24 protein-coding genes are annotated in these 26433 nt (G+C 70.2%); 3 read left to right on the top strand and 21 right to left on the bottom strand.

What is annotated here, in order from left to right; translation table 11 throughout:
- The 6 genes from VGV60_05440 to VGV60_05415 all read right to left on the bottom strand — a co-directional run.
- The coding region (locus VGV60_05440) for an amino acid permease (GenBank protein HEV8700697.1) at positions 1 to 1352 on the bottom strand (1352 nt) is incomplete at its 3' end.
- A 109-nt stretch (positions 1353 to 1461) separates the two neighbouring features.
- Positions 1462 to 2343: a dienelactone hydrolase family protein gene (locus VGV60_05435; GenBank protein HEV8700696.1), complete on the bottom strand. Its 882-nt coding sequence runs from the start codon at positions 2341 to 2343 to the stop codon at positions 1462 to 1464.
- Positions 2340 to 3200 carry a 4,5-DOPA dioxygenase extradiol gene (gene ygiD, locus VGV60_05430; GenBank protein HEV8700695.1) on the bottom strand — a complete coding sequence of 287 codons (861 nt, stop codon included), beginning with the start codon at positions 3198 to 3200 and terminating at the stop codon, positions 2340 to 2342. The genes VGV60_05435 and ygiD overlap by 4 nt, the downstream gene beginning before the upstream one ends.
- Before the next feature lie 2 nt (positions 3201 to 3202).
- On the bottom strand, positions 3203 to 3406 hold the full coding sequence (locus VGV60_05425) for a hypothetical protein (protein ID HEV8700694.1): 204 nt from the start codon (positions 3404 to 3406) through the stop codon (positions 3203 to 3205).
- A gap of 68 nt (positions 3407 to 3474) precedes the next feature.
- Positions 3475 to 3762 carry a DUF1330 domain-containing protein gene (locus tag VGV60_05420; protein ID HEV8700693.1) on the bottom strand — a complete coding sequence of 96 codons (288 nt, stop codon included), beginning with the start codon at positions 3760 to 3762 and terminating at the stop codon, positions 3475 to 3477.
- A gap of 65 nt (positions 3763 to 3827) precedes the next feature.
- Complete coding sequence (locus tag VGV60_05415) at positions 3828 to 4688, bottom strand: SAM-dependent methyltransferase (protein ID HEV8700692.1); 861 nt, start codon at positions 4686 to 4688, stop codon at positions 3828 to 3830.
- 193 nt (positions 4689 to 4881) lie between these two features.
- Between VGV60_05415 and VGV60_05410 the strand changes: the two genes are divergently transcribed.
- Positions 4882 to 5832: a hypothetical protein gene (locus tag VGV60_05410; protein ID HEV8700691.1), complete on the top strand. Its 951-nt coding sequence runs from the start codon at positions 4882 to 4884 to the stop codon at positions 5830 to 5832.
- Positions 5833 to 5878: 46 nt separating this feature from the next.
- Here VGV60_05410 and VGV60_05405 read toward each other — a convergent pair whose 3' ends face one another.
- From VGV60_05405 to VGV60_05340, 14 genes are all read right to left on the bottom strand, one after another.
- Positions 5879 to 6511 (bottom strand): hypothetical protein, encoded by a 633-nt coding sequence (locus VGV60_05405; GenBank protein HEV8700690.1) that lies wholly within the window; start codon positions 6509 to 6511, stop codon positions 5879 to 5881.
- Positions 6508 to 8016: a pyridoxal-dependent decarboxylase gene (locus VGV60_05400; protein ID HEV8700689.1), complete on the bottom strand. Its 1509-nt coding sequence runs from the start codon at positions 8014 to 8016 to the stop codon at positions 6508 to 6510. Before VGV60_05400 ends, VGV60_05405 begins: the two co-directional genes overlap by 4 nt.
- Entirely contained in the window at positions 8013 to 9887 is a 1875-nt protein-coding gene (locus VGV60_05395; protein HEV8700688.1) for an amidohydrolase, read from the bottom strand. Before VGV60_05395 ends, VGV60_05400 begins: the two co-directional genes overlap by 4 nt.
- A gap of 72 nt (positions 9888 to 9959) precedes the next feature.
- The gene (locus tag VGV60_05390) at positions 9960 to 12044 is read right to left on the bottom strand and encodes a hypothetical protein (GenBank protein ID HEV8700687.1); all 2085 of its coding nucleotides are present in this window, start codon (positions 12042 to 12044) and stop codon (positions 9960 to 9962) included.
- On the bottom strand, positions 12041 to 15055 hold the full coding sequence (locus tag VGV60_05385) for a DUF2339 domain-containing protein (GenBank protein ID HEV8700686.1): 3015 nt from the start codon (positions 15053 to 15055) through the stop codon (positions 12041 to 12043). Before VGV60_05385 ends, VGV60_05390 begins: the two co-directional genes overlap by 4 nt.
- A 150-nt stretch (positions 15056 to 15205) precedes the next feature.
- On the bottom strand, positions 15206 to 15727 hold the full coding sequence (locus VGV60_05380; protein ID HEV8700685.1) for a tyrosine-protein phosphatase: 522 nt from the start codon (positions 15725 to 15727) through the stop codon (positions 15206 to 15208).
- Positions 15728 to 15770: 43 nt separating this feature from the next.
- The gene (locus tag VGV60_05375) at positions 15771 to 16520 is read right to left on the bottom strand and encodes an amidohydrolase family protein (protein ID HEV8700684.1); all 750 of its coding nucleotides are present in this window, start codon (positions 16518 to 16520) and stop codon (positions 15771 to 15773) included.
- 7 nt (positions 16521 to 16527) lie between these two features.
- Complete coding sequence (locus tag VGV60_05370; protein ID HEV8700683.1) at positions 16528 to 16785, bottom strand: hypothetical protein; 258 nt, start codon at positions 16783 to 16785, stop codon at positions 16528 to 16530.
- A gap of 29 nt (positions 16786 to 16814) precedes the next feature.
- Positions 16815 to 17381: an SRPBCC family protein gene (locus VGV60_05365; protein HEV8700682.1), complete on the bottom strand. Its 567-nt coding sequence runs from the start codon at positions 17379 to 17381 to the stop codon at positions 16815 to 16817.
- Between the two features lie 258 nt (positions 17382 to 17639).
- Complete coding sequence (gene cydB, locus VGV60_05360; GenBank protein HEV8700681.1) at positions 17640 to 18683, bottom strand: cytochrome d ubiquinol oxidase subunit II; 1044 nt, start codon at positions 18681 to 18683, stop codon at positions 17640 to 17642.
- Between the two features lie 12 nt (positions 18684 to 18695).
- Positions 18696 to 20021: a cytochrome ubiquinol oxidase subunit I gene (locus VGV60_05355; protein HEV8700680.1), complete on the bottom strand. Its 1326-nt coding sequence runs from the start codon at positions 20019 to 20021 to the stop codon at positions 18696 to 18698.
- Between the two features lie 61 nt (positions 20022 to 20082).
- The gene (locus VGV60_05350) at positions 20083 to 20442 is read right to left on the bottom strand and encodes a DUF1428 domain-containing protein (protein HEV8700679.1); all 360 of its coding nucleotides are present in this window, start codon (positions 20440 to 20442) and stop codon (positions 20083 to 20085) included.
- A 60-nt stretch (positions 20443 to 20502) separates the two neighbouring features.
- The gene (locus VGV60_05345) at positions 20503 to 20868 is read right to left on the bottom strand and encodes a metalloregulator ArsR/SmtB family transcription factor (GenBank protein ID HEV8700678.1); all 366 of its coding nucleotides are present in this window, start codon (positions 20866 to 20868) and stop codon (positions 20503 to 20505) included.
- A complete protein-coding gene (locus VGV60_05340) occupies positions 20852 to 21313 on the bottom strand; it encodes an SRPBCC family protein (protein ID HEV8700677.1) in 462 nt (153 codons plus the stop codon). The genes VGV60_05345 and VGV60_05340 overlap by 17 nt, the downstream gene beginning before the upstream one ends.
- 234 nt (positions 21314 to 21547) lie before the next feature.
- Between VGV60_05340 and VGV60_05335 the strand changes: the two genes are divergently transcribed.
- Together VGV60_05335 and aceA are read left to right on the top strand one after the other, a co-directional pair.
- Positions 21548 to 23545, top strand: coding sequence for a malate synthase (locus tag VGV60_05335; protein ID HEV8700676.1), 1998 nt, complete (start codon positions 21548 to 21550; stop codon positions 23543 to 23545).
- Positions 23542 to 25812: an isocitrate lyase ICL2 gene (gene aceA, locus VGV60_05330; protein ID HEV8700675.1), complete on the top strand. Its 2271-nt coding sequence runs from the start codon at positions 23542 to 23544 to the stop codon at positions 25810 to 25812. The genes VGV60_05335 and aceA overlap by 4 nt, the downstream gene beginning before the upstream one ends.
- Positions 25813 to 25873: 61 nt before the next feature.
- Here the strand turns inward: aceA and VGV60_05325 are convergent, their stop codons facing one another.
- Positions 25874 to 26389 carry a hypothetical protein gene (locus VGV60_05325; GenBank protein ID HEV8700674.1) on the bottom strand — a complete coding sequence of 172 codons (516 nt, stop codon included), beginning with the start codon at positions 26387 to 26389 and terminating at the stop codon, positions 25874 to 25876.
- Positions 26390 to 26433 lie beyond the last annotated feature (44 nt).

Genomic DNA, 26433 nt, shown 5'->3' with positions numbered 1-26433 from the left:
CCCAGGATCGGGGTCAGCGGCACGAACGGCGCCCGGAAGGGGCGAGGGGCGTTCGGATTGGTCCGGCGCATGATGAGGACGGCGGCGCACACCATGACGAACGCCAGGAGCGTCCCGATGTTGACCAGGTCGGCCAGGATGCGCAGCGGCACGAAGGCGCCCAGCGTGGCCACGAAGCAGCCGGTGAGGATGGTCGACTTCCACGGGGTGCGGAAACGGTCGTGCACCGCCCCGAAGAAGCTCTGCGGCAGGAGCCCGTCACGCGCCATCGCCAGGAAGACGCGCGGCTGGCTGAGCATCATGACCAGGAGCACGGAGGTGATGCCGGTGATCGCCCCGACCGAGATGAGGAAGCGGGCCCAGGGGAGGCCGGCCTGCCGGAAGGCGTCCGAGACCGGCGCGTCGATGTTGATCTGGTTGTACGGGACCATGCCGGTGAGCACCGCCGCCACGGCGATGTACAGGATGGTGCACAGGACCAGGGACGTGATGATGCCGATCGGCACGTCGCGCCGCGGGTTCTTCGCCTCCTCGGCGTGCGTCGAGATCGAATCGAAGCCGATGTAGGCGAAGAAGATGACCGCCGCGCCCGCCATCATGCCGAGCGGCTCACCTCCCGCCCCCGTCTGGCCGAAGATCGTCTTGCCGAAGAAGGCGAGGCCCGTCAGGCCGAACGGCGCGAACGGCTTCCAGTTCTCCGGGTTGACGTAGAACGCCCCCACCGCGATGACGAAGAAGACGATCGCCAGCTTGACGATGACCATGAAGGCGTTGAACCCGGCGCTCTCCCGGATGCCGATGACCAGCACGACCGTGATGAGCGCCGCGATGGCGATGGCCGGCAGATCGAACCAGGTTCCGGTGGCCGCCAGGTGGCCGGTCGCCGGGTCGTAGTCGAACGGGGCGTTGGTCAGGACGGTGGGCAGATGCACGTTGAACTGATCGAGAAGCGCCTGGAAGTAATGCGACCAGCCGTGCGCCACGGTCGAGGACGCGACCGCGTACTCGAGAATCAGGTCCCACCCGATGATCCAGGCGAACAGCTCTCCCATGGTGGCGTAGGCGTAGGTGTAGGCCGATCCGGCGACCGGCACCATCGACGCGAACTCGGCGTAGCACAGCGCCGCGAAGATGCAGGCGATGCCGGCGAAGACGAACGACAGCATCAGCGCCGGGCCGGTCTTGTCGTGCGCCGCCACGCCCGTCAGGACGAAGATGCCGGTGCCGATGATCGCGCCGACTCCGAGACTGGTCAGGGCGACCGGCCCGAGGACGCGGCGCAGCCGGTGCTCGCCGGCCATTTCCTTCATCAGGGTCTCGTACGACTTGGTGGCGAACAGCGGGTTGGCCATGGGGTCCCCTCGCTAAGGGGCACCCGTCGCTCAGCGCCAGGGTGCCCGACCGGGATCGAACCGGGCAAAGCCTATCATCTTTAATGTCGGGAGGGCATGCCGGCCGGGATCAGAAGGCGGGCCGGGGGCGTTCCCCCCGCAGATGCTCCTTGAAGAAGGCGACGGTGCGCGACCAGGAGAGACGCGCCGCCTCCTTGTCGTAGCGGGCCTCCGACGTGTCGTTGTGGAAGGCGTGCTGGACGTCCGGGTACAGGTAAAGCGTGTACTTCTTCCCCGCCTGCTTGAGCGCCTCCTCGAACGCCGGGACCCCCTCGTTGATGCGCGTATCGAGCCCGGCATAATGCAGAAGGAGCGGTGCCGTGATCCGGGGGACGTCGGCCGTCCTGGGTTGCCGGCCGTAATACACGACCGCCGCGCGCAGGTCGGGGGACTGGACGGCCAGCTCCCCCGCCATCCCCCCGCCCCAGCAGAACCCGACCGCCCCCACCTTGCCGGTGGTCTTCGGGTGCTTCGCGAGGAACGCGACGGCGGCTTTCAGGTTGAGGATCGTCACGTCCGGATCGAGCTTGCCGATCAGCTCGCGCGCGGCGTCCTCGTCGGCGGGCGTGCCGCCGAGCGGGGACAGGAGGTCCGGAGCCAGCGCGAGAAACCCTTCGATCGCCACGCGGCGGGCCACGTCCTCGATGTGGGCATTGAGGCCGCGGTTCTCGTGGATGACGATCACCGCCGCCGTCTTGCCCCCCTTTCGGGGCCGGGCCGTATAGGCCGCCACCTTGCCCCCGCTTCCCGCGTACGTGATCCGACCGCTCTCCAGCCGCGGGTCGTCGGGTGGGACGATCGCCGCCAGCGCGCGGTCCGCCTCGAGGGCAGGGAGGATCGCCAGGGCGGCCGTCATGCTGCCGGTCAGCCGCGCGAGGCGCGTCAGGAACACCCGCCGGTCGAGCGGTGCGTGCGTGTACTCGTCGTAGAGGTCGATGATCGCCTGGTTCATGAGTTCCCTCCCGGGTTCGACGAGATCACGAGCGATGTCATCGAGACGGAGCCCATCACCACCCGGTCGTTGAAGAAGGCGACTTCATCCCCCGCCCCCCGGACCGCCAGGACGTACAGAAGGGGCAGGTAATGCTCCGGGGTGGGGACCGCCAGCCGGGCGTCGTGCCCGAGCGCCTGGTAGTCGACGAGCGCGTCGTGGTCGCGCGCCAGGATGAGCCTGCGGGCCTCGTCATTGAACCGCAGCGCCCAGTCGTAGCCGTCGGGACGGTAGTAATCCATGACGCGCAGGTTATGGACGATGTCGCCGCTTCCGAGGATAAGCACCCCTTCCCGGCGGAGCGGCGCGAGCTCCCGGGCGAGCGCGTAGTGAAAGGACGCGGCCCGGGACGTATCGAGACTGAGCTGCACGACCGGGATGTCCGCGTCGGGGTACATCGCCAGCAGGACGCTCCACGCCCCATGGTCGAGACCGCGCTCGCCGTCCAGGGCAGCCTGGACGCGGCCGGTCGCAACATGGCCGACCACGGCATGGCCGGCATCGGCATGGCCTACCCCGGCGCCGCCGAGCATCCCGGCGATCCGTCGGGCGAGCGCCGGCGAGCCGGGGGCGGGGTAGCGCACCTCGAAGAGATCGTCGGGGAAGCCTGTGAAATCGTGGATCGTCGCCGGTCTCTCCGCCGCCGTGACGAACACGCCGCTGGTCTCCCAGTGGGCCGAGACGCACAGGACCGCCTGGGGCCTCGCAAAACGGCGGGCCGCCCCCGCCCAGCCGCGCCGGAACTCGTTGTCCTCGATGGCATTCATCGGGGAGCCGTGCCCGATGAACAGCGCCGGCAGCCCCGGATCGGCCGTCACGCTCATAGGTCGAGGCAGAAGACGCCTCGCCCGGCCGTCCCGGCGCAGAGGCGGCCGGGGGCCACGGCCAGGGGACGGAGTTCGATTCCCTGCAATCCAAACGGATGCCACGCCGCCGCCAGAACCCGAGGGCCGAAGAACGCGAAAGAACCGATGGCGGACGGGCAGAAGGCGAAAGCCAGCCGGAGTCGCGTGCGGGAGGTCATGGAGTCATCCTGTTCCAGTCCGAGGGCGGACGCACTGATGGTGTGCGGGCATTATACGGCCGGAGCCCTCAGACCCCTTCCACCAGGATCATGTCGGTGACCGAGGCGCTCTGGCGCAGGGCCTTGGGGGCGCGGTACTCCTCCGATGCCCACCACGCCCGGGCGTGCTCGAAGCTCGGGAACTCGAGGACCACCACCCGCTTCGGGCTCCATGAGCCCTCGAGCGTCATCGCCTTGCCGCCGCGCACCAGGAACGTCCCGCCGAAGTGGGCCAGCGTTTTCGGAACGACCCGGATGTAGGCGGCGTATGCGACCGGGTCGGTGATCTCGACATCCACGATGATGTAGGCTGCCATCGTTCGATTATCCCTCGAGAGAGTCGCGCCGGAGCCGGTCCATGATCCGGACCGGCTCCCAGGGCTCACGATCCCTGCCTGGCCATCAGGCAGACCCCGGACCACGGCCGCGATCCCTGGCGGCCGGTCGAATCCGGCAGGAGCGACATGAGACGCAGGATCAGGTTCAGGCGCCGCAGCTGCGCCGCGGCCTGGAGAAGCGATCGGACCTCGGCCGGGCGCCAGCCATGGGGCGTGAAGAACTCCGGCCCTTCTTCCGGGCCGAACTGAAACGGGGCGCTGGCCTGGCTGAGCTCCTTGCCGACCCGCTTCCGCATCAGGCGCAGGAGGCCGGGTGAGGCGAGGTCGAGGACCCAGCGCTGGAACGCGGCGGGAGCGGCCAGGTCGCGCGCCAGCGCGGCCACCTCGTCGGCCGAAAGATAGATGAGCAGCCCCTCGGTGATGATCAGGGCCCTGCGGGCACTCCGGCCCACCCGATCGAACAGGGCGCGCCGGGCCTCCACGTCGGCCAGATCCAGCCGGACGCGCTCCAGGACGCAGGACGGCTTCTCGTCCTTGAGGATCTCCTCCTTGTGGGCCAGGATCCCGGGCAGGTCCACCTCGATCCATCGGAGCGCTGCGGGAAGCGGCATCCGGTACGGCCGCGCGTCGAGACCGGCGGCCAGGTTGACGACCGTGTCGACCCCCTGCCCGGCCTGATCCACGACGAAGCGATCGAACAGGACGGTGCGCGCCACCCAGGCCCACTCGTTCCTGTCCCTGGCGGGCAGCGAGCCGAAGATCTGCTCGCCGCGGGCGCCCGCCAGCCGGCGCGCGTGCCGGTCCTGGAACAGCGCGTCGGGGCGCTCCGACTCGCGCGCCCGGTACACCGCGGCCCAGTGCGCCGTGTCGGAGATGTTCCTGATGGCCGGCTGGGGCTGGCTCATCGGCTCGACTCAACCCCCTGAAGGGGCCGTCTTCCGTGACTTATGGCACCGACGGCCATCCAGTATAACCGGCAGTCTGGACTTTACTCCGGGGGAATCTCGCCGTATAGAATAGCCGTACCCCGGACAGCCCGATTGTCGTGGACCTGACCGCAGTGCGTCGAGACCGAGTTCCTGTCGGATGGAGGGGGCGATGAAACTCCCAGCGCGCATATCGTGGTTCCTGGCCTGTGCCGTCATTCTCGTGTGCAGCAGCGTTCCCGCCTGGAGCGGCGTCCACCTGTGGCGGATCGAAGAGGTCTACAGCAACGCCGACGGCACGATCCAGTTCATCGAGATGACCACCTGCTGCGGCTCCGCCGGCGGCGAGATTTTCATCGGGGGCCAGCGCCTCTCAAGCAACACGAACTCCTTCACCTTCCCCGCCAATCTCACCACGGCGACGCCGAACGACCACCTCCTGCTCGCGACGGACGGCTATGCCGCCCTGCCGGGCGTGCCGCCGAGGGACTACAAGATCGTCGACAACTTCTTCTCGACCGCCGGGGACCGGATCACATTCGCCGTCTATGACACCTGGACGTTCGGGGCGATCGTGCCGACCGACGGCATCAACTCGCTCAACAAGGACCCCAACGACACCACCAACACCCCCTTCGTCCGGCGCAACTCCCCCACGAACCTCCTCAATCAGACCGGCACGATCGGCGCGGCCGGCGGGCCTCCCGCCGTCCCCGACGGATTGGGGGGGACGACGCCCCTGACGGTGGCAGCCCCCACGCCGGCCGCCTCGAGCCTGAGGCTGTCGTACGACGTCGCAAGCTGCACCACCGACGCGGCCAATCATCACATCATCTACGGCCAGAAGAGCGGGCTGCCGTCGGCCCCGGGGGGGATCTACACGCCGCTCGGAGGGGTGTGCAACATCGGGAACACGGTCCCCTACGACTGGATCGGCGCTCCGACTCCCGATGACGGCCTGAAGCTGATCTGGTTCGTGGTCGTGACGACCGACTCCGCCGGCGTCGAAGGCTCGTGGGGGAAGGACAGCCTGGGGAACGAACGGAACGGCCCCGGCAACGGCGGCTCATCCGGCATCTGCGCCGTGACCCGGAGCCTCACCAACGGCTGCGGGCACCCCTGACGCCGCGGACGTTCCGGCCGGGCGTCGCCCCGAGGGGTCCCGGGGATTATGGTCCGGTGATGGGCGCGCCGTCCTTGTATTGCAGGCGGTGAACCGCGCAGTAGCCGTCCGTGATCATGGCGCCCGCGCAGGTCTCGCACTCGGATGACTTCTTGACGGCCGCCAGGAGGAGTTCGTAGTCCCGGGCCAGCTCGTCGAACTCCCTGCGGTCGTCGATCGCGAAGTATCCCGCAATTCCGACCTGGTCCTTCTCGCACCAGCCGATGCCCCGGGTGTGCTTCCGGCAGTCCGCGCAGGTGATCGTCTTCGGATCGATCGTCCGCGCCCGGGCGAGGTGGTACGTCAGCGGGGAGAGGAAGGCCTCGCCGTGGACGTAACCCATCCGGTGCGCCCGGCAGTAGCCGTCCGTCTCCAGGGCCTTCCGGCAGGTCTCGCACTTCACCTTCGCCGGATCGATGGCGTGGCCGTGGGCGTCCAGCACCTCGTACAGGAACCGCGAGCGGATCTCGACGGACGCCACGTAGCCGACGTGCGCCGGCTCGCACCAGCCGTTGATCCGCTTCGCCTCCTCGCAGGAGGACACCGAGGGGGGGTGGGCGCGCCCGGCGGCCGGAAGTCCGAGAGCCGCGAGAAGCACGACGAGGCCGATGCCGCGCCGGCCGCGCGGATGCCTCATCATGGCCGCGCCCCTCCCGCGAGCCCTCGCGCCAGCTCGCGGATCCGGTCCCAGGCCCGGCGGACATCGGCTTCCGACGTCCTGATGTTGCCGATGGCGAAGCGCAGGACGTAGCGGCCTCCGAGGCTGGTGTGGGACAGGAAGACCTCGCCGGAATCGTTGAGCGAACCGAGCAGGCGCTCGTTGAAGGCGTTCACCGCGGCGTCGTCCCCGGCGCCGCCCCCCCGGCTCCCGCCGTCCGCCTTCCGGGGGAGGGCGCGGAAGCAGACGACGCTGAAGGGGACCGGCGCGACCCGCTCGAAGCCGGGCTCGGCGTCCACCCAGTCCGCGAGCAGGCCGGCCAGGCGCAGGTGCTCGCGCAGCCGCGCCCGGATTCCCTCGAGGCCGAAGTAGCGCATCACGATCCACAGCTTCAGGGCGCGGAACCGCCGGCCGAGCTGGAAGCCGGTGTCCATGAGATTCCGGACCTCGGAGGTCTCCGAAGTCTTCAGATACTCGGGCGTCAGCCCGAAGGCGGCGCGCAGCAGGTCCATCTTGCGGCAGTAGAAGGCGCTCAGGTCGAAGGGCGTGAACATCCACTTGTGCGGATTCACCACGAACGAGTCGGCACGCTCCACCCCCGCGATCGTCGCGCGGCACTCCGGCAGGACCGCCGCCGCGCCGGCGTAGGCCGCGTCCACATGCAGCCACAGGCCCCGCGAGGCGCAGAGGTCGGCGATGGCCGGGACCGGATCGACGCTCGTGACCGACGTGGTGCCGACGGTGGCGACCACGGCCAGGGGGACGTGCCCGGCCCGGCGGTCCTCGTCGATCGCCGCGGCCAGGGCGTCGGGCCGCATCCGGAACCCGGCGTCGACCGGGATGCGCCTCAGATGGTCGTGCCCCAGCCCCAGGACGATCACCGCCTTGTCCACCGAGGAGTGCGCGTGCTCCGAGCAGTAGACCCGGAGCGCGCCGGACCCGCGCCCGGTCAGCCCCCGCGAGCGCACCTCGGGCGCCCGCTCGTGGCGCGCCGTGGCCAGGGCGTGCACGACCGCCGTGGAGGCCGTATCGTAGACGACCCCCTCGAACTCCTCCGGAAGCCCGAGGGCCCGCCGCAGCCAGGCCAGGGCGACCTCCTCGAGCTCCGTCGCCGCCGGCGACGTCCGCCAGAGCATCGCCTGCTGGCTGACGGCGGTGGACAGGAAATCGGCCAGCGCCCCGGGGGACGAGAAGCCGCACGGAAAGTAGGCGAAATAGCCCGGGTGGTTCCACTGCGTCAGCCCCGGAACGAGGACCCGCTCGAAGTCGGCGAGGATGCGCTCGAACGGCTCCCCCTCCTCGGGGGCTTCGGAAGGGAGGGCGGCGCGGATGGCCCCGGGCCGGACGCGCGACAGGACCGGGTTCTCGAGCGACCAGCGGAAGTACTCCGCGAGCCAGTCCACCAGACGATGCCCCTCCTCGCGGAACTCGGAGGGGGGCATGTCCCCGATCCGGCCGGCGCCGGGATCGGAGACGTCCCGGCTCACTTCGACCCCGGGCCGATCCGCAGGCCGGCGTCGGGGCGCTCGTAGACCACCTTCCCGCCCAGCATCGTCGCGAGGACCAGCGTGTCGGAGATCGTCTCCGTGGGGACGTCGAACAGGTCCTGGCTCACCACGATCAGGTCCGCGTACTTGCCGACCTCGATCGAGCCGACGTTCTTCTCCTGATGCATCTGCCAGGCGCTGTTGATCGTGTGCATGCGGATCACGGCGAGGAGGTCGGGGATCCCTTCCTCGGGGCTCAGCGCCCCCGGGTGGACGCCGGGGACGGCCTCCCCCGTGTGGTCGATGGCGGTCTCGATCTGGACGAACGGCAGGAGGGGATCGACCGGGTAGTCGCTGCCGCCGGCGATGACGGCGCCGGAGCGCCAGAGCCCCGCGCCGGGAAACAGGTGTCCATACAGCACCTCGTCGATGTAGCCGACCGTCCCCTCGACCAGGTAGGCATCCCGTCGCGCCCATTGCAGCGACATGCTCGCGACCACGCCCAGCCTGCCGAAGCGCGGCACGTCCGCCGCGTCGATCGCCTCGAGGTGGGTGATCGTGTGCCTCCGATCGTGCGCGCCGTTCGTCTCGAGGGCGGCCTGGAAGTTGTCGAGCGCGTCCCGTGTGGCGCGATCCCCGATCGCGTGGACATGGATCTGCCAGCCCGCCCGGTCGAGCTCGACGAACCCCGCCCGGGCGTCGGAGCAGGACGGATCCGGTCCCCGGAAGGTGCCGGGCTTCCAGATCGGCCTGTCGAGGGTCCCGGCGTTGACGCGGTACGGCGCGAGCATGGCGGCGGTGTGGGCCGGGTACTCCAGGACGCCGTCGCAATACACCTTGACGCTCGTCACGTCGAGGAGCCCCCGGGCGAAGTGCTTGTACTCGTCGAGCGCCGCGATCTGTTTCCGGAGGTCGGCGAGGTCGCTGTTGCCGCGCACGAACGACGCCGACAGCCCGAGGTTGGCCCGAAGCGTCAGTCCGCCCTCATCCTGGACCTTCGCCCACTGGGCGATCTCGTCCTCGGTCCCGCCCGGCAGGAAGACGGAGGTGATCCCCATCCGGTTGGCGTCCGCGATCGTCCTCCGGACCCCCTCCACGCGGGACGCTTCGCTCACCGGCGCGGTCTCGCCCCAGTTGCCCGCGTCGAAGTCGGCGAAGAACCCGTTCGGCTTGCGGTCCGCGTCGCGGCCGATCTCCCCTTCGGGCGGGTCGGGGGTCGCCGGGCCGATCCCGGCGTTCTCGATCGCCTTGCTGTTCATCCAGAACTTGTGCCCGTCGGCGTTGTCGACGGAGACGGGACGGGTGGTGTCGAGCCGGTCGAGGTCGTAGCGCGTCAGCGCCGTCCCCGGCGGCAGGATCGCCTCGCCGAACAGGTGGTGCGCGGAGAACCGGACGTTCGACCCCTTGAGGGGGGCCTGGCCCGGGCTGTCGAGGCAGGCCTGGAGCCTGGCGAGGACCTGCGCCACCGTCCCCCCCGCGTAGCCCATCTCGCAATCGGTCGGGCGCGTCCCGTGAAAATGCCCGTCCACGATCCCGGGCATCACCATGCGCCCCTCGAGGTCGAGGATCCGGGTCCGGGGGCCCGTGTAGCGCTTCGCCTTCCGGTTCGTCCCGATGAACACGATCCGGCCATCGGAGATGGCGACCGCCTGCGCGAACGCCGGCCGCCCCCCGCCGGCGCTCGAGTTCGCGGCCGCGCTCCGGTCCCCGCCGGCCCTCTGCTCGATCCCCTGGTACAGCAGGAACTTCCCGTTCAGCATGACCGTGTCGGCCGGGCGCGGGCCGGCCGGCGCCGCCGCGGACGAAGCGGCGGCCACCGCAAGGAGCGCGAGGGCGCCGCACAGAGGCAAGGCACGACGTGACGAGTTCATGGCTTCGCTCCTGTTAGAGAGCGGCCATTATACCCGGGCGGCGGGATGCGTCAGGCGTTCAGGGTCTCGCGGTCACGCCGCGGGTGACGACTCGCGCCGCGCCAGGCGCAGGGTCAGGATCACCAGCACCACGACCGCCGCGGACAGCGCGGCCCAGAGAAGGGCGGTCTGGCGATACCCCTTCCCCCTCAACCGGGCATTGAGGCTGTACTCCGGGTTGTCCTGAAGCGGACCGGCTTCGATCGGGGCGGCCTGGACGGCCAGGACGACGTCGCGCACCCGCTCGAGCTCGTAGCGCGGCGCGTCGTGGTCCGGCGCGCCCAGCAGAAGGGCGTAGCGGCCTTCGGGCGCCATGAGAAACACCTCGGGCAGGACGACGCGGACCTGCGCGGACCGGAACGGGAGGGGGGCGTCATCGCCGTCCTCGATGACCAGGTCGATCGACGTCACGCGGACCGGAGGCACGTCGATGCTCAGCGGGCGCGGATCGCCGACCGGGCGCGCGAGCCGGCCGCGCAGCAGGGTCGTCTCCCCGCCGGATCCGGACTTCGCTTCGAGGCGGAACCCGCGGTCGAAGAACGCGACGCCGGTGTCCAGAATCAGGCGGTCGAAGCGCATCGGGGTGACCGGCAGGCGCAGCGCGTAGCGCGAGGTGCCGTCCCGGCTCTTCGGCTCCGGGGCCTGAAGAGGGACGAGGTCGGTCGTCCCCTCCCGCTCGACGAGATACGGCCACTGGCGCGAGGCCTCGTCGGCGACCCGCAGGTCGGACAGATCGTCGCTCAGGACGGCGAGATCGGCGGGCTCGATCCGCAGGCGCGACAGCCCTTCGGTGGAGGACGGGACGGCGAGCGCCCGTTGATGGCTGAAGAGGCGCCGGTCGACCCTGGCCCCGGGATGCATGGCGAATCCGAGCGCCGGCGCCCCGTCGTAGGCGGCGTTCGGGCGGATCGCGCCGAGACGCGCCGGGCGCACCGTCGCCGGATCGTACAGCCGGATGGCCGCCTCGGCCCGCTTGCCGGTGACGGTCCGGGCGGGGGCCGGCAGGAGCCCGGCCAGGTCGTAGCGGGGCGCCCGCGCCCGCCCGCCTCCGAAGCGCAGGGTCCCGAACACCTCGCCCGCGTGCCCGGTCCCCTTCGAGAAGATGAGGGACGGCTGGGCGACGACGGCGGAAAACGCCAGGTGTTCGAGGGGCGGGCTGTCGCCGTCGTCGATTTCGACGCGCAGCCGGTCCCCGCGCGCGGGGCGCAGGGCCAGGTCCTGCTCTCCGACCGGGACCAGCCCTTCGACGCGGAAGATCGGCCCCGTCGCGAGCGCGCTGCCGCCGCCCGCGGGGCCGTCGTCCCACACCTCGACCCTCCGGTCGAAGGTCCGCGTGGACGAGTCGATCCTCAGCAGGCCGGGAACGATCCCCCGCGGCCGGGCGAGGTCGACGACCGTGCGTCCCGCGTCGGTGCGGACCGAGAGCACCTCGAGCGGCACGGCGATCGTTCCGGCCCGCTCGATCGAGCGGGCGCTCTCGAGCCGCAGCGCCGGCTCGAGCCAGAACGGGTGCTCCGTCTCGAGGACGATGCGCAGCCGCGGCCCGTTGAACGCGGGCAGGGGCAGGCGGAGCTTCTCGGCGGCGCGCCCGCCGGCGATCCGGAAGACCGAGCCTCCTTCGATCAGCCGCGTGGCGCCTCCGGCCGCGTCGATCCCCTCGACCCCGACGCGGGCGACGAACTCGCCGTGCCGCGGCTCGACGATCAGCACCCAGGGTCCGCCCCGGACCCCGGTGGCGGGCAGGTCGATCTCGATCGTCTCCCGGCGGAGCGGCGGTCCGTCCTCGCGGCGGATCTCGGCCCGGGCGGCGTCGAGGACCCGGGGCTCGAAGCGCCGGGTCACCTCGAGGCCGCCGGCCGCGCCGGCGCCGGCGTCGACGAGGAACGGGACCTCGCTCTCCCGCGAGTCGAACAGGCGGAGGTCCGAAAGATCGGGCCGGCAGGCCGTCAGGATCCCGGGAGGCAGGACGAGGCGGGACAGGCCGTCCCCCGCGGCCAGGACTTCTGCCTCCTGCGGAAAAAGCCGCCGCAGTTCGACGGGCTGGGACGCCTCGCCCCGCGCCGCCCGGGCGCACGCGAAGGCGGCGAGCCCCAGGCCAAGGGCGACCCTTCGGCTCACGTCCTCTCCTGCGGGGCCTTGCGGAACACGAAACGCTGGTACAGGAGGGACACGAGGATCAGCGAGACGGCGAGGCCGGCGAGCGACGCCACGCGGTACAGGTCCTGGAGCGCTCCGAGGTCGTAAAGAAAAACCTTCCCGATCGTCACCAGGAGAAAGCCCAGGCTGATCCAGCGCAGGCCGAGCGAGTCGCGCGCCATGCCGAATCCAAGCAGGATGAGCGCGTAGATCCCCCAGACGATCGACACGGTGAGCCGCTGCGCCGGCTGGTCGCCGAAGCGCAGGCTCAGGGACGGCCCGGTGGCGAACCAGTCGGCGATGGTGAGATTGATCCAGACGAAGATCACGACGATGGCGGCCAGGGCCGACCCGATGGCTCCGACGGCGTGGCCCTTGCGGTAGAGATCGGTCTCCCAGGGGCGGGCGCGCGCCGGCTCGAGCGGCCTGAGAAGCGCCGCCCCCCCGAGCAGGGCGGCGGCCGGCACGAGGTAGGTGTACATGAGCCAGTTCACGATCCGGATCCCCGAGCGCGGGTAGTACGACAGCAGGGCCGGGTTGGCGACGAGCCGCGCGGTCGTGGCGCCCAGGAGCCCCAGCCCGAGGTACTTCAGGCCGGGGTGGTCCAGCCGCTTCCAGAGGGCGAGGACCGCCAGGCCGTCCAGCGCCCAGCCGATCGTGATCCACTGCTTCTCGAGCTGCAGCGGGATGGCGAGCGCGACGAAGCAGAGCGCGACCGCCGAGAACCATACCAGGGCGCTGCGCCGTATCGGATCCGCGGCGGGCCAGGAGCGGCGGGCCCGGTCCGCGGCGATCAGGGACAGGGCGCCCAGGGCGATCGGCAGCACGCCGATGAAGGCGTCGCCGAAGGCCGCCACGAAGAACCGTCGCAGGGACGGAAACCACAGCGGGCCCGCGAGGGCCGCGGCATACCAGGCGAGCCGGTCGCCCGAGAGCCGCCTGACGGCCACGAGGGGCCAGGCCGTGAAGAGAACGACCGCGGCCGCCTGCGCCAGAAGGGCCGTCAAAGGCTCGGGTGCGGGGGCCTCCGGGCCCCGGCCCGCGAAGGTCCAGCCGGCGTGCACCAGGAGGGTCGCGCCGACGCCCGTGGCGCACCAGGCCCCGCTCCCCAGCCGGGTCGCCGCCGTCAGCACCAGGATGCCGAGGACGAGCGCGCCGCCGAGGGCCGCGAGAGGCCCCAGGGACCGGGTGAGCGGCGCCGCCGCGAGAAGGACCAGGAGCACCGCCGGAAGCGTGGCCGCGGCATGCTCGGCGAAGGCGCGGACCTCGGGCTGCCGCCGCAGGAGCGCGACCGCCTGCAGGGCGACGGACGCTCCGGCCAGTAGCGCCAGGAAGCTCCCGGGTGCCGGGAAGAGAGGGCTGTCATGGTGCAGGAGGTGGGCGATGGAGAGGCCGAGCCCGAGCCCGAAGGCGGCCACGACCTGAAGCCCCGCCCGGCGCGGAAAGGCGGCATGGCGATACATCAGTGCGGCGATCGCCGCCCAGCCTGCGAGCCAGGGGACGAGCGGCACGGTGGGAGCGGTGGACGCGAACAGCAGGAGGATGAAGAACCCGCCCGCCGCCACGAGCGCCGCCGGCACGGGCCCCTCGTTGCCATGCGGCTCGGGATCCAGCTCGACGAAGACATGGAAGATCGCGGCCAGGCCGGCGGTCGCGGCGACGGTCTCCCAGGCCAGCGGGAGGACCAGCGTGCGCTGCAGCAGCCACACGGCGACGACGGTGACGCACGAGGTGGCCGCCCCCGTGGCCAGGGCCGGCACGCCCTGATCGCGGGCGACCCAGCAGGCGCCCGCGCCCAGAAGCGCCAGCAGGATGGCGATCGGATACAGGTGGGGCCCCAGCCCGAGGCGGGCGGCGAAATAGACGGCGAAGGCGAAGGGAAAGAGGATGGCGCCGGCCTGGCTCCACATCCATGCGCCCCGGCGCTCGCCGCGGCCGGCGAACCGTCCGCCGAGGACGAACAGCACCGCGAAGATCGCCAGGATGCCGAGACCCAGGATCAGCCGTTCGGGTCCCATGCGGGTGACGATCCAGAGACCCTGCAGGAGCACGGTTCCCAGCAGGCTGAGAATGCCGAGCGAAGGCCAGCGACGCCTGTGGCCGACGGCGAGCAGGCCGAGGTCCAGGAGCAGGACGTATCCGAACAGGCCGATCGGACGATCCGAGCCGCTCGCCAGCAGAAGGGGCGTGGCGAAGCCGCCGACCAGGCCGAGGACCGCCACGATGAGCGAGGCGTGCCGCACGGCGAGCAGGCAGCACGCGGCGGTGACCAGCACCATCAGGCCGAACACCAGCGGCATGCCGATGAGATGATAGAGAACGTGGGCGGCCCAGAACGCCGCGTAGAGGATCACGACCCCCGCGCCGGAGATTCCCTCGGCCGTCTGCCGGTATCCGCGGCCCCGCAGCCACTCCGAGCCGACCAGGCATCCCAGGCCCGTGAGCGTCCCGAACACCACCCGCATCGTCGGAGTGATCAGCCCCTGCTCGATGGAGTACTTGAAGAAGAGCAGGCCGGCGAGGCCGAGCGCGACGGCGCCGGCGACCGCCGCGCCGCGTATGCCGATCCAGCGCTCCCAGTCGATCGGCGCCCTGGTGCGGCCGGGCGGCCGCGGGGGAGTGAAGAGTGGCGATTCGACCCCGGCCGCCTCCTCCTCGATGCCCGGGCCGGGCGGAGCGGTGGCGACAGGCGGTGGCGGCGGGGCCGGCTTCTCCGGCCGCGGTGGCGCGGCCTGCGCCGGCGCGGGTCGCTCGGGTGCGGGAGAGGGGCGCGCTCTCTCCGAGGACGGTGCTCCCGCAGGCGAAGCCTCGAGCGTCGCCGTGCGCCGGGCGAGCGCCGCGAGCCGCTCCTCGACCGCGTCCAGTCGCTCCGCGAAGTCTTCCCTGCGGTTGTTCTCCTCCGTGAGCCGTTTGATCCGCGCCAGGGCGAGCAGCGCGAGAATGGGGCCCCCCGCCATGCAGAGGATGGCGAGGAAGACCAGGGGGCCGATCAAGGCTTCCATGCGCGGGCCGGGACGGTTCCCGTGTCAGCCATCGTTGCGCGTAGCATGCCACAAGCGGCCGCCGAACGGGGAAAGAAAGCCGGCCGCTCTACGTCAGGGCCTTTTGCGGACCGCCACGCGCGGCGACGAAACCTGCAGGCGCTAGCCGCCGGCCGGGTCGAACTCCCGGATAAACCTCTTCATCCGGACCTGCCACCAGGCGATCCCGAACCGCTGCGCTTCCTCGACCGCCCGGTCGGCGGTCCAGCCCTCGTGCGTCATCCGGTAGGCGGCGACGATGACCCCGGTGCGATCCCGGCCGCGCTTGCAGTGCACGAAGACGGGCTGGACCCCGGGCTCGAGGATGGCCGCCAGGGCCTTTCGCACCTCGGGCAGCGCCGGGCGCTCGAACCCCGACATCGGCAGGTTGACGTAGCGCATTCCGAGAGCGACCGTCCGCCGGCGTTCGCGATCCGACGCGTCCTTCTCGTCGCGCAGGTTCACGACCGTCCTGATCCCCAGCCCGGCCAGGTGCTCGAGACAGCGATCGTCGGGCTCCGCGCCCCGGTACAGGCCCGGGCTCACATGCCCGAAGTTGTCGCAGGGCGTGGTCTCGGGCGGGCCCGCCGGCGCCGCACCGATGGCGCCCGCCAGCACCAGGGCCCCGATGCGCCAGACGCTCATCGTGAACGCCTCGGGCACGGACGAAGACAAGGTGACCCGTCCTTTATTTCGGCTTGCCTCCGTGCATGCCGCCTATCCGCTCGGGTGACAATCGCAGGAACCTGGCCGCATTGTTGAAGAAAATATCGCGCCGCTGCTCCGCTGTCAGAAACGCAGCCGACTCGATGCTCTGGATGGCCATCTCGATGGTTTCCGGCCAGATCATCTGGTCGGAGCCGAAGAGGACGCGCTTGCCGAAGCCGGCCTCCACGATGCGCTGCAGGTACCGGTGGAACTCCGCGCGAGGCAGGGCCCAGACAATGGCTCCCACGTCCACGTACACTTGCGGATGGGTCCAGAGGACGGCCAGCAGATCATCGAGCATCGGCCAGCCGGCGTGCATGATGTAGACCCGCAGGTTGGGGTGGCGGACCAGGACCTCCTCCAGGGCGACCGGGCTGTGGAGCCGCGCCCGGTAGCGATCGAACCCGAGGTACGGGGCTCCGACCGGGCCGGTGCCGATATGAATGCCGACGGGGATGTTCAACTCCTCCGCCAGTGCCCAGTAGGGCTCGAGTGACGGATCGTCCGGCCCCATTCCACCGTATTGCGCCGTCACCTCCCCAAGAACGGCGAATGGGCCGTCGCTCAGCGACTTCCGCACCGAGGCCACGCTCGGCGCCTCGGGCCCGCCCGCGAACGACAGGCTCGGGATGACGCGGTCCGGTGCGGCTTTCACATAGCGATCGACCAGGCCGCCGCTCGTCACGCCGTAGATGTTCCGCCTCCTCATGATCGCCAGCGTCTTCGACATCACGTCGTCATCCGTCATGGGAGACAGGGTCGCGCGGCAGGCCAGGTCCCGCGAGCGGAACAACCTCGAGCCAGCGGCGGCCGGATTCCGGGACCGGGTAGTCGGTCATGGGGACGCAATGAGGGATCGGTGGCGGGCCCGCCAATGAGGCGAACCACGAGATCCCCAAGGCATGCAGGTGCATGTCGATGATCGGTGGAGGCGTTTCCTGAGCCAGGAGAGCGCCCGGAAGCAGGAGGAGGACGACACCGGCTGCGATTCTCATCGTCTGCATCTCCCATGGGGTCATCGAGGCTACGGCGCGGTGGCCGCCTGTGCCGCGCCGCCCTTCTCCGCGACGGTCTTCATGTTCGCCAGGCCCCGGTCGAAGTCCTTTCCCAGCATGGCGTCCATGTCGACGATCATGCACATCGCCTTGCCGAGGAAGTTGTTGGTCCCGTCCATCGTCCAGGTCACCTTGGTCCCGCCGACTTCCGGCGCGAAGGTGAACACCATCCGGGCCTTCCCCGCGAGCGGCCGGACGAACACCTGCTCGATATCGACCATCTCGCCGGGTCGACTCTCGAGGATGGTCAGGCTGCCCTCGCCGACCTTGTCGTTGCCGGACCAGCCGAACGTCGCCCCCTTGCCCGCGGACGGGGTCGACAGGGTCTTCGTCGCGTTCGGGTCGAGCTCCTTCCACGGGGACCAGCCGTCCCAGGCCTGGAAGTCGTTGACCTGATCGAACACCGCCGCCGGCGGCGCCGCCACGGTCACGGACCGCTGCACCGAGAACGTGTCGGGCTGCATGCCGACGACGACCGCCGCGACGGCCAGAAAGACGCCCAGGATCGCGAGGACAATCAGGATCTTCCTGGCCATGATGGACCTCCTATTCCGACCGGCCTGGCTGCCTCGAAAGCATGGCTCCAACCGCAGCGCCCACCGCGATCCCAACCGAGAGCCAGACCCCCAGGTTGCCTGTCGCCGCGCCGATTCCTGCGCCGACCCCGGCCCCGACGGCCACCCCGACACCCACAAAGGGCCCCGCGCTTCGAGTGCGCGCCGGTCGTTCGTCCGCCATTCGTTCAATCCTCAGTCACATGGGAATCGTGCTGTCCGGGATCATGATACCGCGGCTCAGTAGCCTTCGCCGTCCGCCGCCCGCACCTTGCCGCGGTGGAGGCGGAACACGACGACCGCATAGACGATGGCCAGGGCGAAGCCGGCCGGCCACCAGGACAGGCCGGCCGCCAGCGACTCCCTGCCCGCCGAGGCGTTGAATGCGGTGAGCGAGCGGGACGGCTCGCTGATCGACCGGATCATGGTCGGATAGACCGCGGCGGCGGTCGCGCCGAGGATTCCGAGGAGGAAGGCGCCCGAGGCCACGAAGGCGAGGAAGTCCCGCCCCGCACGGCGGGCCGCGAAGGTCCCCGCCAGGCCGACGAGGAAGAGGGCGGTCGCCAGCCAGGCGACCGGCCGGGCCGCGAGGGCCGGGAAGAGCTCCGGAGCGACCGACGCCGTCGCCGCGGTCGCCGCGAGCCAGAGGACGACGACCGCGGGGAAGAGGACGCCCGCTGCCTTCAGGCTCCGGGTGCGCACGGGGCCGTCCGTCTTCCAGGCGAGGAAGAGGGCCCCGTGGTGCGCCAGGGCCGCGAGCGCGAGCAGCCCGGCGAGGACGGTGTACCAGTCGAGGAGGCCGAGCGCGCCGCGCGGCGAGAACGACTCGAACAACGAGAGCGAGAACCAGCCGTCCTCCAGGAGCGGCACGCCGCGGATGAGGTTCCCGAGCGCGACGCCGAGGAGCAGGGAGGCGAGCGTCGAGGCCATGGCGAGCGTCGCGTCCCAGAACGCGCGCCACATGGCATCGTCGACGTGCGAGCGGAACTCGATCGAGATGCCGCGGAGAATCAGGACCCACAGGACCGGCATGATCGCCAGGTAGAAGCCGGACAGGGCCGAGGCGAGGACCTTCGGAAAGGCCATGAACAGGACGCCCCCTCCGGCGATCAGCCAGACCTCGTTGCCGTCCCAGAACGGGCCGATGGCGGCGAGCACCTGCCGGCGCTCCCGATCGTTCCGGGCGACCCGGCGATACAGCACGCCGGCCCCGAAGTCGAAGCCGTCCATCACCACGTAGATCGCCACCATCGCGGAGGCGAGCGCGAACCAGAGCGTTTCCATGACCCGATCTCCTCAGGCGCGTCGCGCCGGACCGTGCCCGATCTCCTTCGCGACCAGGGCGAGGAACAGCACGCCGAGCACGAAGTAGAGACCGGCGAAGCCGAGCGTCGTGAACAGGGTCGTGCCGGCATGGACGGTGGGGGAGCCCCCTTCGGCGGTGCGCATCAGGCCATAGACCAGCCAGGGCTGGCGGCCGAACTCGGCGGTCAGCCAGCCCGCGGTGTTGGCGATGAACGGGAACGGGAACGCGAGGATGAGGATCCAGAGCACGACGCGCGCCGACCAGAGCCGGCCTCCCCAGAGAAAGACCGTCGCCAGACCCATCACGGCGATGAACAGCGTCCCCAGGCCGATCATGATGTGGTACGAATAATAGAGGAGCTCGATGTTGGTCGGCCAGTCCCCTTCCGGGAACTCGGCGAGGCCCCGCACGTTGGCCGAGAAGTCGCCGTAGGCGATCCAGGAGAGGACCGCCGGGAGCTGGATCGGATTGTCGAGCTTGCGCGCGTGGACGTTGGGCTGGCCGATGATGGCGAGCGGCGCCCGCGGGCCGCTCTCGAACCGCCCTTCCATGGCCGCGAGCGTCACCGGCTGGTGCGCCGCGAGCATCCGTCCCTGCGCGTGGCCGGTCGGGAACGCCACGAGGATGGAGGCCAGGAGCCCGGCGACGACACCCGTGCGCAGCGAGGCGCGCGCCACCTCGCCGTGCGACCGCCTGATGGTCCAGTAGGCGCCCACCGCCGCCATCACGAACGCCCCGGTCACCACGGCCGCGATCTGGTTGTGCAGGTACTGGGCGACGGCCCAGGGGTTGAAGACGAACCGGGCGAGAGAGGCGAGCCGGAACGTCCCGTCCCCGTCGAGAGCATGGCCGACCGGGTGCTGCATGAAGGCGTTGGTCGCGATGATGAAATAGCCCGACAGCCAGCTCCCGGCGAGGAGCGCGAGGGCGGCGGCGAAGTGCAGCCGGGGGCCCAGCCGCCGCTCGCCCCACAGCAGGACGGCGAGGAAGCTCGATTCGAGGAAGAACGCGAAGATCCCCTCCATCGCCAGCGTCTGGCCGATGACGCCGCCGGTCCGCTGGGCGAAGGATCCCCAGTTCGTCCCGAGCTGGAACTCCATCGGGATGCCGGTGACGACCCCCATGGTGAACGACAGCCCGAAGATCCGGATCCAGAACCGCGCGGCGTCGTTCCAGGCGGCTTTCCCGCCCCGCAGCGCCACGAGCTTCATCACGACGATGAGGAGCGCCAGCCCCATCGTCAGCTGGGGGAAGATGTAGTGGTAGGTGATGGTGAAGCCGAACTGCAGGCGATGCCAGAAGAGCGGGTCGCTCATGGCTCAGACGGGGCCTCCGCCGCCCCGCGCCGATCCGATCGCGGACCGTCCCGCCCGGCGATCAGGCGTCGACCAGGGTCTTGAAGCCTCCGTAGATCATCCTATTGGTGTCGAACGGCATCGCCTTCGGATCCATCATGGAGGCCAGGCGCTTGTCCTTCATGACCTTCTTGTTGACGCGATCGCGATGGGCCCGCGACTTGTACACGATCCACGAGAAGAACACCGTCTCGTTGGGCTTGAGCTTGACGCTGCGGGGAAACGACGTGAGCTTCCCCACCTTCACGTCGTCGGCGGCGCACTCCCGGTATTCGAGAGCGCCGTGCTCGCGCCAGATCCGTCCCGCCTTCTGGGAGATGCGGCGGTAGTCCCGCACCTTCTTCTTCGGCACCGGCACAACAAAACCATCGACGTAGGGCATAGGTCCTCCTTGGAAGGCCACAGCTTAACGCCGCGCGTCCTGTTTGGAAAGGGGGATCGATCAAGATTCCACGACCGCCTTCAGCCTGCCGAGCGCATGATCCCACTGCCGGGCGATCACCTCGAGGGAGCGCCGCGCCTCCTCCAGGTGCGCCGGCTCGAACGCCCACCGGCGCTCGCGTCCGACCTTGATGTCGTGCACCAGGCCGGCGTCCGCCAGCACGTGCAGGTGCTTCGTGACCGCCTGGCGCGTGATGTCCGTCCCGGACGTGAGCCGGGCGATGGACAACGCCCCGCCGGCGCACAGGACGGCGACGAGACGCAGGCGCGTCTCGTCGCCGAGCGCCGCGAAGATCGGCGCGAACTTCTTGAGCGCCGGGCCCCGCAGCGGCAACGGCTTCGAAGCCGCGCTACGACGCGGCGACATGCTTCTCGATGTTCTTCATCTGGATGTCCCAGCCTCCGCTGTTCATGCGGTACGCCTCCAGCCGGCGCGCCGGCGGGAGGCCGTCGAAGCCGGACTCGACCAGCTTCAGCAGGGTGCCCCCCTCGACCTCCTTCAGCTCGAAGACCACCAGCGTGCTCGGCTCCTTGGAATAGTCGACGGAAGGCTCCACGGCGGCCGGGTGCCAGCGCAGGGAGAGCAGGCGCTCCGGCTCCATGCGCTCGATCATCACGTCGAACACCAGGTGCTCGTACCCGGGATAGGTGATCGGCCCCTGCACGCGCTTCCCGGCCGCGAACGTCTTTCCCTTGAGCGCCACGCCGAACCAGCGGCCGAACTCCTCGGCATTGGACAGCGCGCGCCAGACCCTGGCCCGTGGCGCCTTGAGCAGGATCTCTCTCTCGATGCGATCGGTGGATGGGTTCATATGCTACCTCCTGGTTGCATTATACGCCGGCCAGCCAGAAAGGCAATCAACTAATTGCATATGATCCGGCCTCTCAGTTGACCTGCTCCTCGGGCCTCTGGTCGACCGGCCCGTCGTCGTCTGCGGCAAAGAACCAGTCGAGCCCCCGGGTGCCGACTGGAATTTGTTTACACCCAAACCCCGGCGCAGACAAGGAAACCGGCCGGAAGATCTCGTTGTAGACTGGCGGCTTACATGAAGGCCCCCACGGGCACGGGCCCGAAGCGCGCCGGCACCGCCGGAAAGACACCCGCGCTTCAGATCCGCGACGGCGTCGAGCGCGAGTACGCGGACCTCTTCACGTCCGAGGCCAGGGGGGCGCTGGCGGCGCTGGCCAGATTCGATGCCGAACGAGGGGCCCTGATGGAGGCCCGGATGCGGCGGCGGGCGGAGCGGGCGGGGACGAAGACGCGCATCGGCTTCCTCGACCCGGACTCCGTGATCCCCCGGACCGGGATCAAGGTCCGCGACGCCCGCGCGGGGAGGTTCACCGGCCCCGAGATCCCGCGCGACCTGCGACGGCAATGGATCCAGGGGACCGGGCCGGCGGCGCGGCCGAACGCCCCTCTCGAGACGAGCCTCCGCAACGTGGCCTACGCGCTGCTGTCGGGGGCCGACGGCTGGATGTTCGACGGCGAGGACGCCCTGGGCCAGGTCGGGACGATGTCGCTCGACAACCAGAGGAGCCTCAAGATCGCCACCGCGCGCGCCCCCGAGTTCCTCAAGGTCGCCGGGCAGGTGGCGGAGGAGATGAACGGCTGGGCGCGGGGTTTCCTGGGGCGGCCGATCGTCGACGACTGGAAGGCGCAGCTGACGTTCACCACGCAGCTGTTCCGCCCCCGCGGGCTCCACCTGGACGACCGGCACGTGCGCTGCGCCGACGGCGCCGGGTTCTCCGCGTCGATCGTCGATACGGCGCTCTACGTGGCAAACACCCACGCGGCGCTCCGGCGGGCCGGCGCGTCCATCGTCCTGTACCTGCCGAAGATCCAGACGGCCGAGGAGGCCGCCCTGTGGAACGACATCCTCGCGGCGCTGGAAGGGCACCTGGGGCTGGCCGCCGGGACCATCAAGGCGTATGTTCTGGTCGAGCAGCTCGAGGCCAGCTTCCAGCTCATGGAGATCCGCGCCGCCCTGGGCCTGCACTTCGTCGGCTTCAACACCGGCCGCTGGGACTACATCAACAGCGTCGCCGACGCGATGGCGTGGGACACGGAGTTCCTTCATCCGAACATCGGCGACGTCACGATGACCTATGGATACATGCGGACCTACGAGGACCGCGTCCGGCGCGCGGTGAACACGCCCGACCGGAACGGGGGCCGCGCCCTCTGGCAGGGGGGGATGGAGCCCAACATCCCCGTCGGGTCGGCGGCCGGGGTCGAGAGCGGCATGCGCCGGGCGGTGGCCGGCGCCGAGCGGGAGCAGAGCGCGGGGGCGAGCGGCAAATGGGTGGCGCACTGGAAGATGGTGCACATCGTGCGCCCGGTCTGGGAGAAGGCCGGCGAGGACAACCAGCTGGGACGCGCCTTCCCGGCCCTCGCCTACACGGACGCCGACGCCGATGGCCTGCTCTCGCTCGAGCCGGCCCCGCGGACGGTCCGCGGCGCCCGCGACCTGCTCAGCGTGGCGCTGCAGTACGGGAACGCGTTCGGACAGGGGCTCCAGGCCGCGGCGCTCAAGCCGGCAGACTTCTTCGGCAACGACGACGTCCTCTACCTGATGGAGGACATGGCGACGGGCGAGATCCGCCTCAGCATCCTGTGGGAATGGCTGCACAAGGGGGCGCGGCTGGCCGGCGACGGCGCCGTGGCGGACGGCGCCCCGGGCGCGGGCGGCGCCGCGGCCGGCTCCAGAGCGGGCGAGCCGTTCACCCCCGCGCTCTTCGGGCGGCTGCTCGCGGAGGAATACGACAAGCTGCTCCGCGCGGGCAATCGGGACGTCCACGACGATTCGAAGGGGACGACCCTGCCGATCGCCCGCGCGATCGTCGACGCCTATGTCCGCTCCGACGTCAAGCCGCCGTGGTTCATCGATCTGCTCAACATCAACCTGAACAATCATGATCTGGACGAGGCCGGGAAGCGGGTCCGCCTGTGCCTGGAGACGCTCTCCAGGGACGGCAGGCGGATCACCGGGAACCTGGACTTCGGCCCCCCGGCCCGCGGGCAGAGAGGCAGGAGCACACGATGAGCGCATTCGACAGGCAGGTTGAGGCCGCCCGGACGTGGTTCGACAGCCCGCGCTTCAAGGGGATCGTGCGGCTGTACTCGCCGGCCGACGTGGCCGAGCAGCAGGGGACCATCCAGGGGGACTACGCCGTGGCGCGCGCCGCGGCCGAGGGGTTCTACGCCCGGCTCCGGGAGCTGTTCGAGACGCGCAGGCAGATCACCACCTTCGGCCCGTATTCCCCCGGGCAGGCGGTCTCCATGAAGCGGCTCGGGATCGAGGCGATCTACCTGGGAGGCTGGGCGACCTCGGCCAAGGGCTCGGCGCACGAGGACCCGGGGGCCGACCTGGCGAGCTATCCGCTGAGCGCGGTGCCGGACGAGGCGGCCCCGCTGGTGCGGGCCCTGCTCGCGGCGGACAAGAACCAGCACTTCGCCCGCGCGCGGATGACCGAGGCGCAGCGCGCCGCCACCCCCGCGATCGACTACCGTCCCTTCATCATCGCCGACGCCGACACGGGGCACGGCGGCGACGCCCACGTCCGCAACCTGGTCCGCCGCTTCGTCGAGATCGGCATTCCCGGCTGCCACATCGAGGACCAGAAGCCGGGCGTCAAGAAGTGCGGCCACCAGGGGGGCAAGGTCCTGGTCCCCCAGGACGAGCAGATCAAGCGCCTCAACGCCGCCCGCTTCCAGTACGACATCATGGGGGTGCCGGGCCTCATCGTGGCCCGCACCGACGCCGAGTCCGCCACCTTCATCGACGGCCGCGGCGACGAGCGGGACCAGCCGTTCATCATCGGCGCAACCAACCTCGATCTGCCGACCTTCAAGGCCTGCTACATCGCCGTCCTGAAGACGCTGCACGACGCGGGGATCGACGCGATCCGCGGGCACCTGCTGTTCGCGCTGTCCGGCGAAGAGTTCACCGCCGCCGTCGCCTGGCTGAAGCGCGCCGGCGTGACGACCCTGATCGACGAAGGGGCCCGCGCCTTCAAGTCGGGCAAGGAGCCGAACGTCGACAAGGTGCTCGACCCGATCGTCAACAAGTGCCTGCAGATCTGGGAGGCGGAGGCCGGCCTCAAGACCTGCGGGCAGGCCGTCGCGGACGTCATGAATTTCCGGCTGGGGGAGGGAGAGAAGTTCGACATGACCGCCGACGAATGGCAGGCCTTCGCCCGCAAGGCGTCGCACTACGCCGTGCGCGACAAGGCCCGCTCTCTCGGGCTTCAAGTCGTATGGGACTGCGAGCCGACGAAGACCCCGGAGGGCTACTACCACGTCAAGAGCGGGATCGACTACTCCATCGCCAAGTCGCTGGCGGCCGCCCCCTTCGCCGACCTGCTGTGGATGGAGACCAAGACGGCGAACCTGGACGACGCGGCGAAGTTCGCCCGGGCGATCCACGCCGAGTTCCCGGACAGGATGCTCGCCTACAACCTGTCGCCGTCGTTCAACTGGGACACGACCGGCATGAACGACGACCAGATGCGCCGCTTCCCCGAGGAGCTCGGCAAGCTGGGGTACGTGTTCAACTTCATCACCTACGGCGGGCACCAGATCGACGGCCTTGCGGCCGAAGAGTTCGCCACCGGGCTGAAGCAGGACGGCATGCTGGCGCTGGCGCGCCTGCAGCGCAAGTTCCGGCTGCTCGAGTCACCCTACCGGACGCCGCAGACCCTGGTCGGCGGCCCGCGCCTCGACGGCGCCCTGATGGCCTCGACCGGCCGCACGGCGACCACCATGGCGATGGGGAAGGGCTCGACCCAGGTCCAGCACCTGGTCCAGACCGAGGTGCCGCGCAAGCTCCTCGCCGAGTGGCTCGAGATGTGGGCCGGGCACTACAAGCTCCCGATCAGGCTGCGCGTGCACCTGCGCCCGCACAGCCCGGGCTCGGAGGTCCTCGAGCTCGGCCTGTTCAACGAGACGGAGGAGAGGATGGCCAACGTCGTCTTCGCCAACATCCTCGACCGCAAGGGACACAGCATCCTGTCGATCCGCGACCAGAACACGTTCGACGAGAGGCTGCGCAAGAAGCGCCTGATGGACCTGGTGCACCTCTTCCTGATCCACCGCTACAAGGCCACCTCGGTGCACTACGTCAGCCCGACGGAGGACAACGTCTACCAGGCCCAGAAGATGAAGAACCACGGGATCTTCAGCGAGGTGCGCAGCGAGGTCGGCCACATCATCGTCGCGGAGGTCAGCAAAAAGCGCATCGACGAGCTGCTCGAGGCGGACCGGGCCGCCCTGTCCCGCCTGATCGACAAGACCGGGCCGCCGCCGAGGTGAGGGCGGCCGGCTCCACCGGCGCGCTGCATGGCCCCCCCGGGCGCGCCGCCCGGCGCCGGGACTAGTCGCTCATTCGCGTCTGTCGGAGCTTCCTGGTCCTGGCGTCCCACCAGATGTAGGAGTGCGTCCCCTCGAACTTGAAGTAGTCGATCGCGGGACGCTTCAGGCGCAGGACCTTGGGCTCATCCTGGTCGCATCGCCAGTCTCCCTTCCCGCAGCCCGTGCGATAGGTGCCCTTCGGCACCACCCTCACGCCCATGGCCTGCGCCCGGACGTCGCCGCGGTTTCGATCCAGGGCGAGGGCCAGCGGGTCGCTTGAAGAGTTCAGGTACACGAAGAGGCCCCATCCCGGACCCTGCGTCGAAATCAGGATCCAGGCGTCGTCTTCGCGCCCGTCCCCGTCGAAATCCGCCCGGGCGTGGAACGGTGTGGGAGTCGGTTTTCTTGAGGCGGCCCACTCCTGCGTGCGGTCCGCATCGGTCGGGAAGCGATAGCCGGCCGGCAACGGCTGCCGTCCGCTCGCCGCCGCCATCGCCGACAGAAACAGCGCACCTGTGATCCAAGGAGAGATCGGCATGCGGAACCTCCGTGGTTCAGCCTGAATACGCCGATCGGGGAGGC

This window comes from Candidatus Polarisedimenticolia bacterium (assembly GCA_036001465.1).
Lineage (GTDB): Bacteria > Acidobacteriota > Polarisedimenticolia > Gp22-AA2 > Gp22-AA2 > Gp22-AA3.
The sequence above is the reverse complement of the archived record's forward strand: the minus strand, read 5'-3'. Positions and strand labels throughout refer to the sequence as shown.

Coding starts and splice junctions, on each gene's coding strand:
- VGV60_05340 (HEV8700677.1), bottom strand. CDS start 21,313: ATGAACCCATCCACCGATCGCATCGAGAGAGAGATCCTGCTCAAGGCG.
- VGV60_05405 (HEV8700690.1), bottom strand. CDS start 6,511: ATGATGAGGCATCCGCGCGGCCGGCGCGGCATCGGCCTCGTCGTGCTT.
- VGV60_05420 (HEV8700693.1), bottom strand. CDS start 3,762: ATGGCAGCCTACATCATCGTGGATGTCGAGATCACCGACCCGGTCGCA.
- VGV60_05335 (HEV8700676.1), top strand. CDS start 21,548: ATGAAGGCCCCCACGGGCACGGGCCCGAAGCGCGCCGGCACCGCCGGA.
- VGV60_05415 (HEV8700692.1), bottom strand. CDS start 4,688: ATGAGCCAGCCCCAGCCGGCCATCAGGAACATCTCCGACACGGCGCAC.
- VGV60_05435 (HEV8700696.1), bottom strand. CDS start 2,343: ATGAACCAGGCGATCATCGACCTCTACGACGAGTACACGCACGCACCG.
- VGV60_05325 (HEV8700674.1), bottom strand. CDS start 26,389: ATGCCGATCTCTCCTTGGATCACAGGTGCGCTGTTTCTGTCGGCGATG.
- VGV60_05410 (HEV8700691.1), top strand. CDS start 4,882: ATGAAACTCCCAGCGCGCATATCGTGGTTCCTGGCCTGTGCCGTCATT.
- VGV60_05365 (HEV8700682.1), bottom strand. CDS start 17,381: ATGGCCAGGAAGATCCTGATTGTCCTCGCGATCCTGGGCGTCTTTCTG.
- VGV60_05370 (HEV8700683.1), bottom strand. CDS start 16,785: ATGAGAATCGCAGCCGGTGTCGTCCTCCTCCTGCTTCCGGGCGCTCTC.
- VGV60_05345 (HEV8700678.1), bottom strand. CDS start 20,868: ATGTCGCCGCGTCGTAGCGCGGCTTCGAAGCCGTTGCCGCTGCGGGGC.
- VGV60_05380 (HEV8700685.1), bottom strand. CDS start 15,727: ATGAGCGTCTGGCGCATCGGGGCCCTGGTGCTGGCGGGCGCCATCGGT.
- VGV60_05425 (HEV8700694.1), bottom strand. CDS start 3,406: ATGACCTCCCGCACGCGACTCCGGCTGGCTTTCGCCTTCTGCCCGTCC.
- cydB (HEV8700681.1), bottom strand. CDS start 18,683: ATGGAAACGCTCTGGTTCGCGCTCGCCTCCGCGATGGTGGCGATCTAC.
- aceA (HEV8700675.1), top strand. CDS start 23,542: ATGAGCGCATTCGACAGGCAGGTTGAGGCCGCCCGGACGTGGTTCGAC.
- VGV60_05355 (HEV8700680.1), bottom strand. CDS start 20,021: ATGAGCGACCCGCTCTTCTGGCATCGCCTGCAGTTCGGCTTCACCATC.
- VGV60_05395 (HEV8700688.1), bottom strand. CDS start 9,887: ATGAACTCGTCACGTCGTGCCTTGCCTCTGTGCGGCGCCCTCGCGCTC.
- VGV60_05375 (HEV8700684.1), bottom strand. CDS start 16,520: ATGTCGAAGACGCTGGCGATCATGAGGAGGCGGAACATCTACGGCGTG.
- VGV60_05350 (HEV8700679.1), bottom strand. CDS start 20,442: ATGCCCTACGTCGATGGTTTTGTTGTGCCGGTGCCGAAGAAGAAGGTG.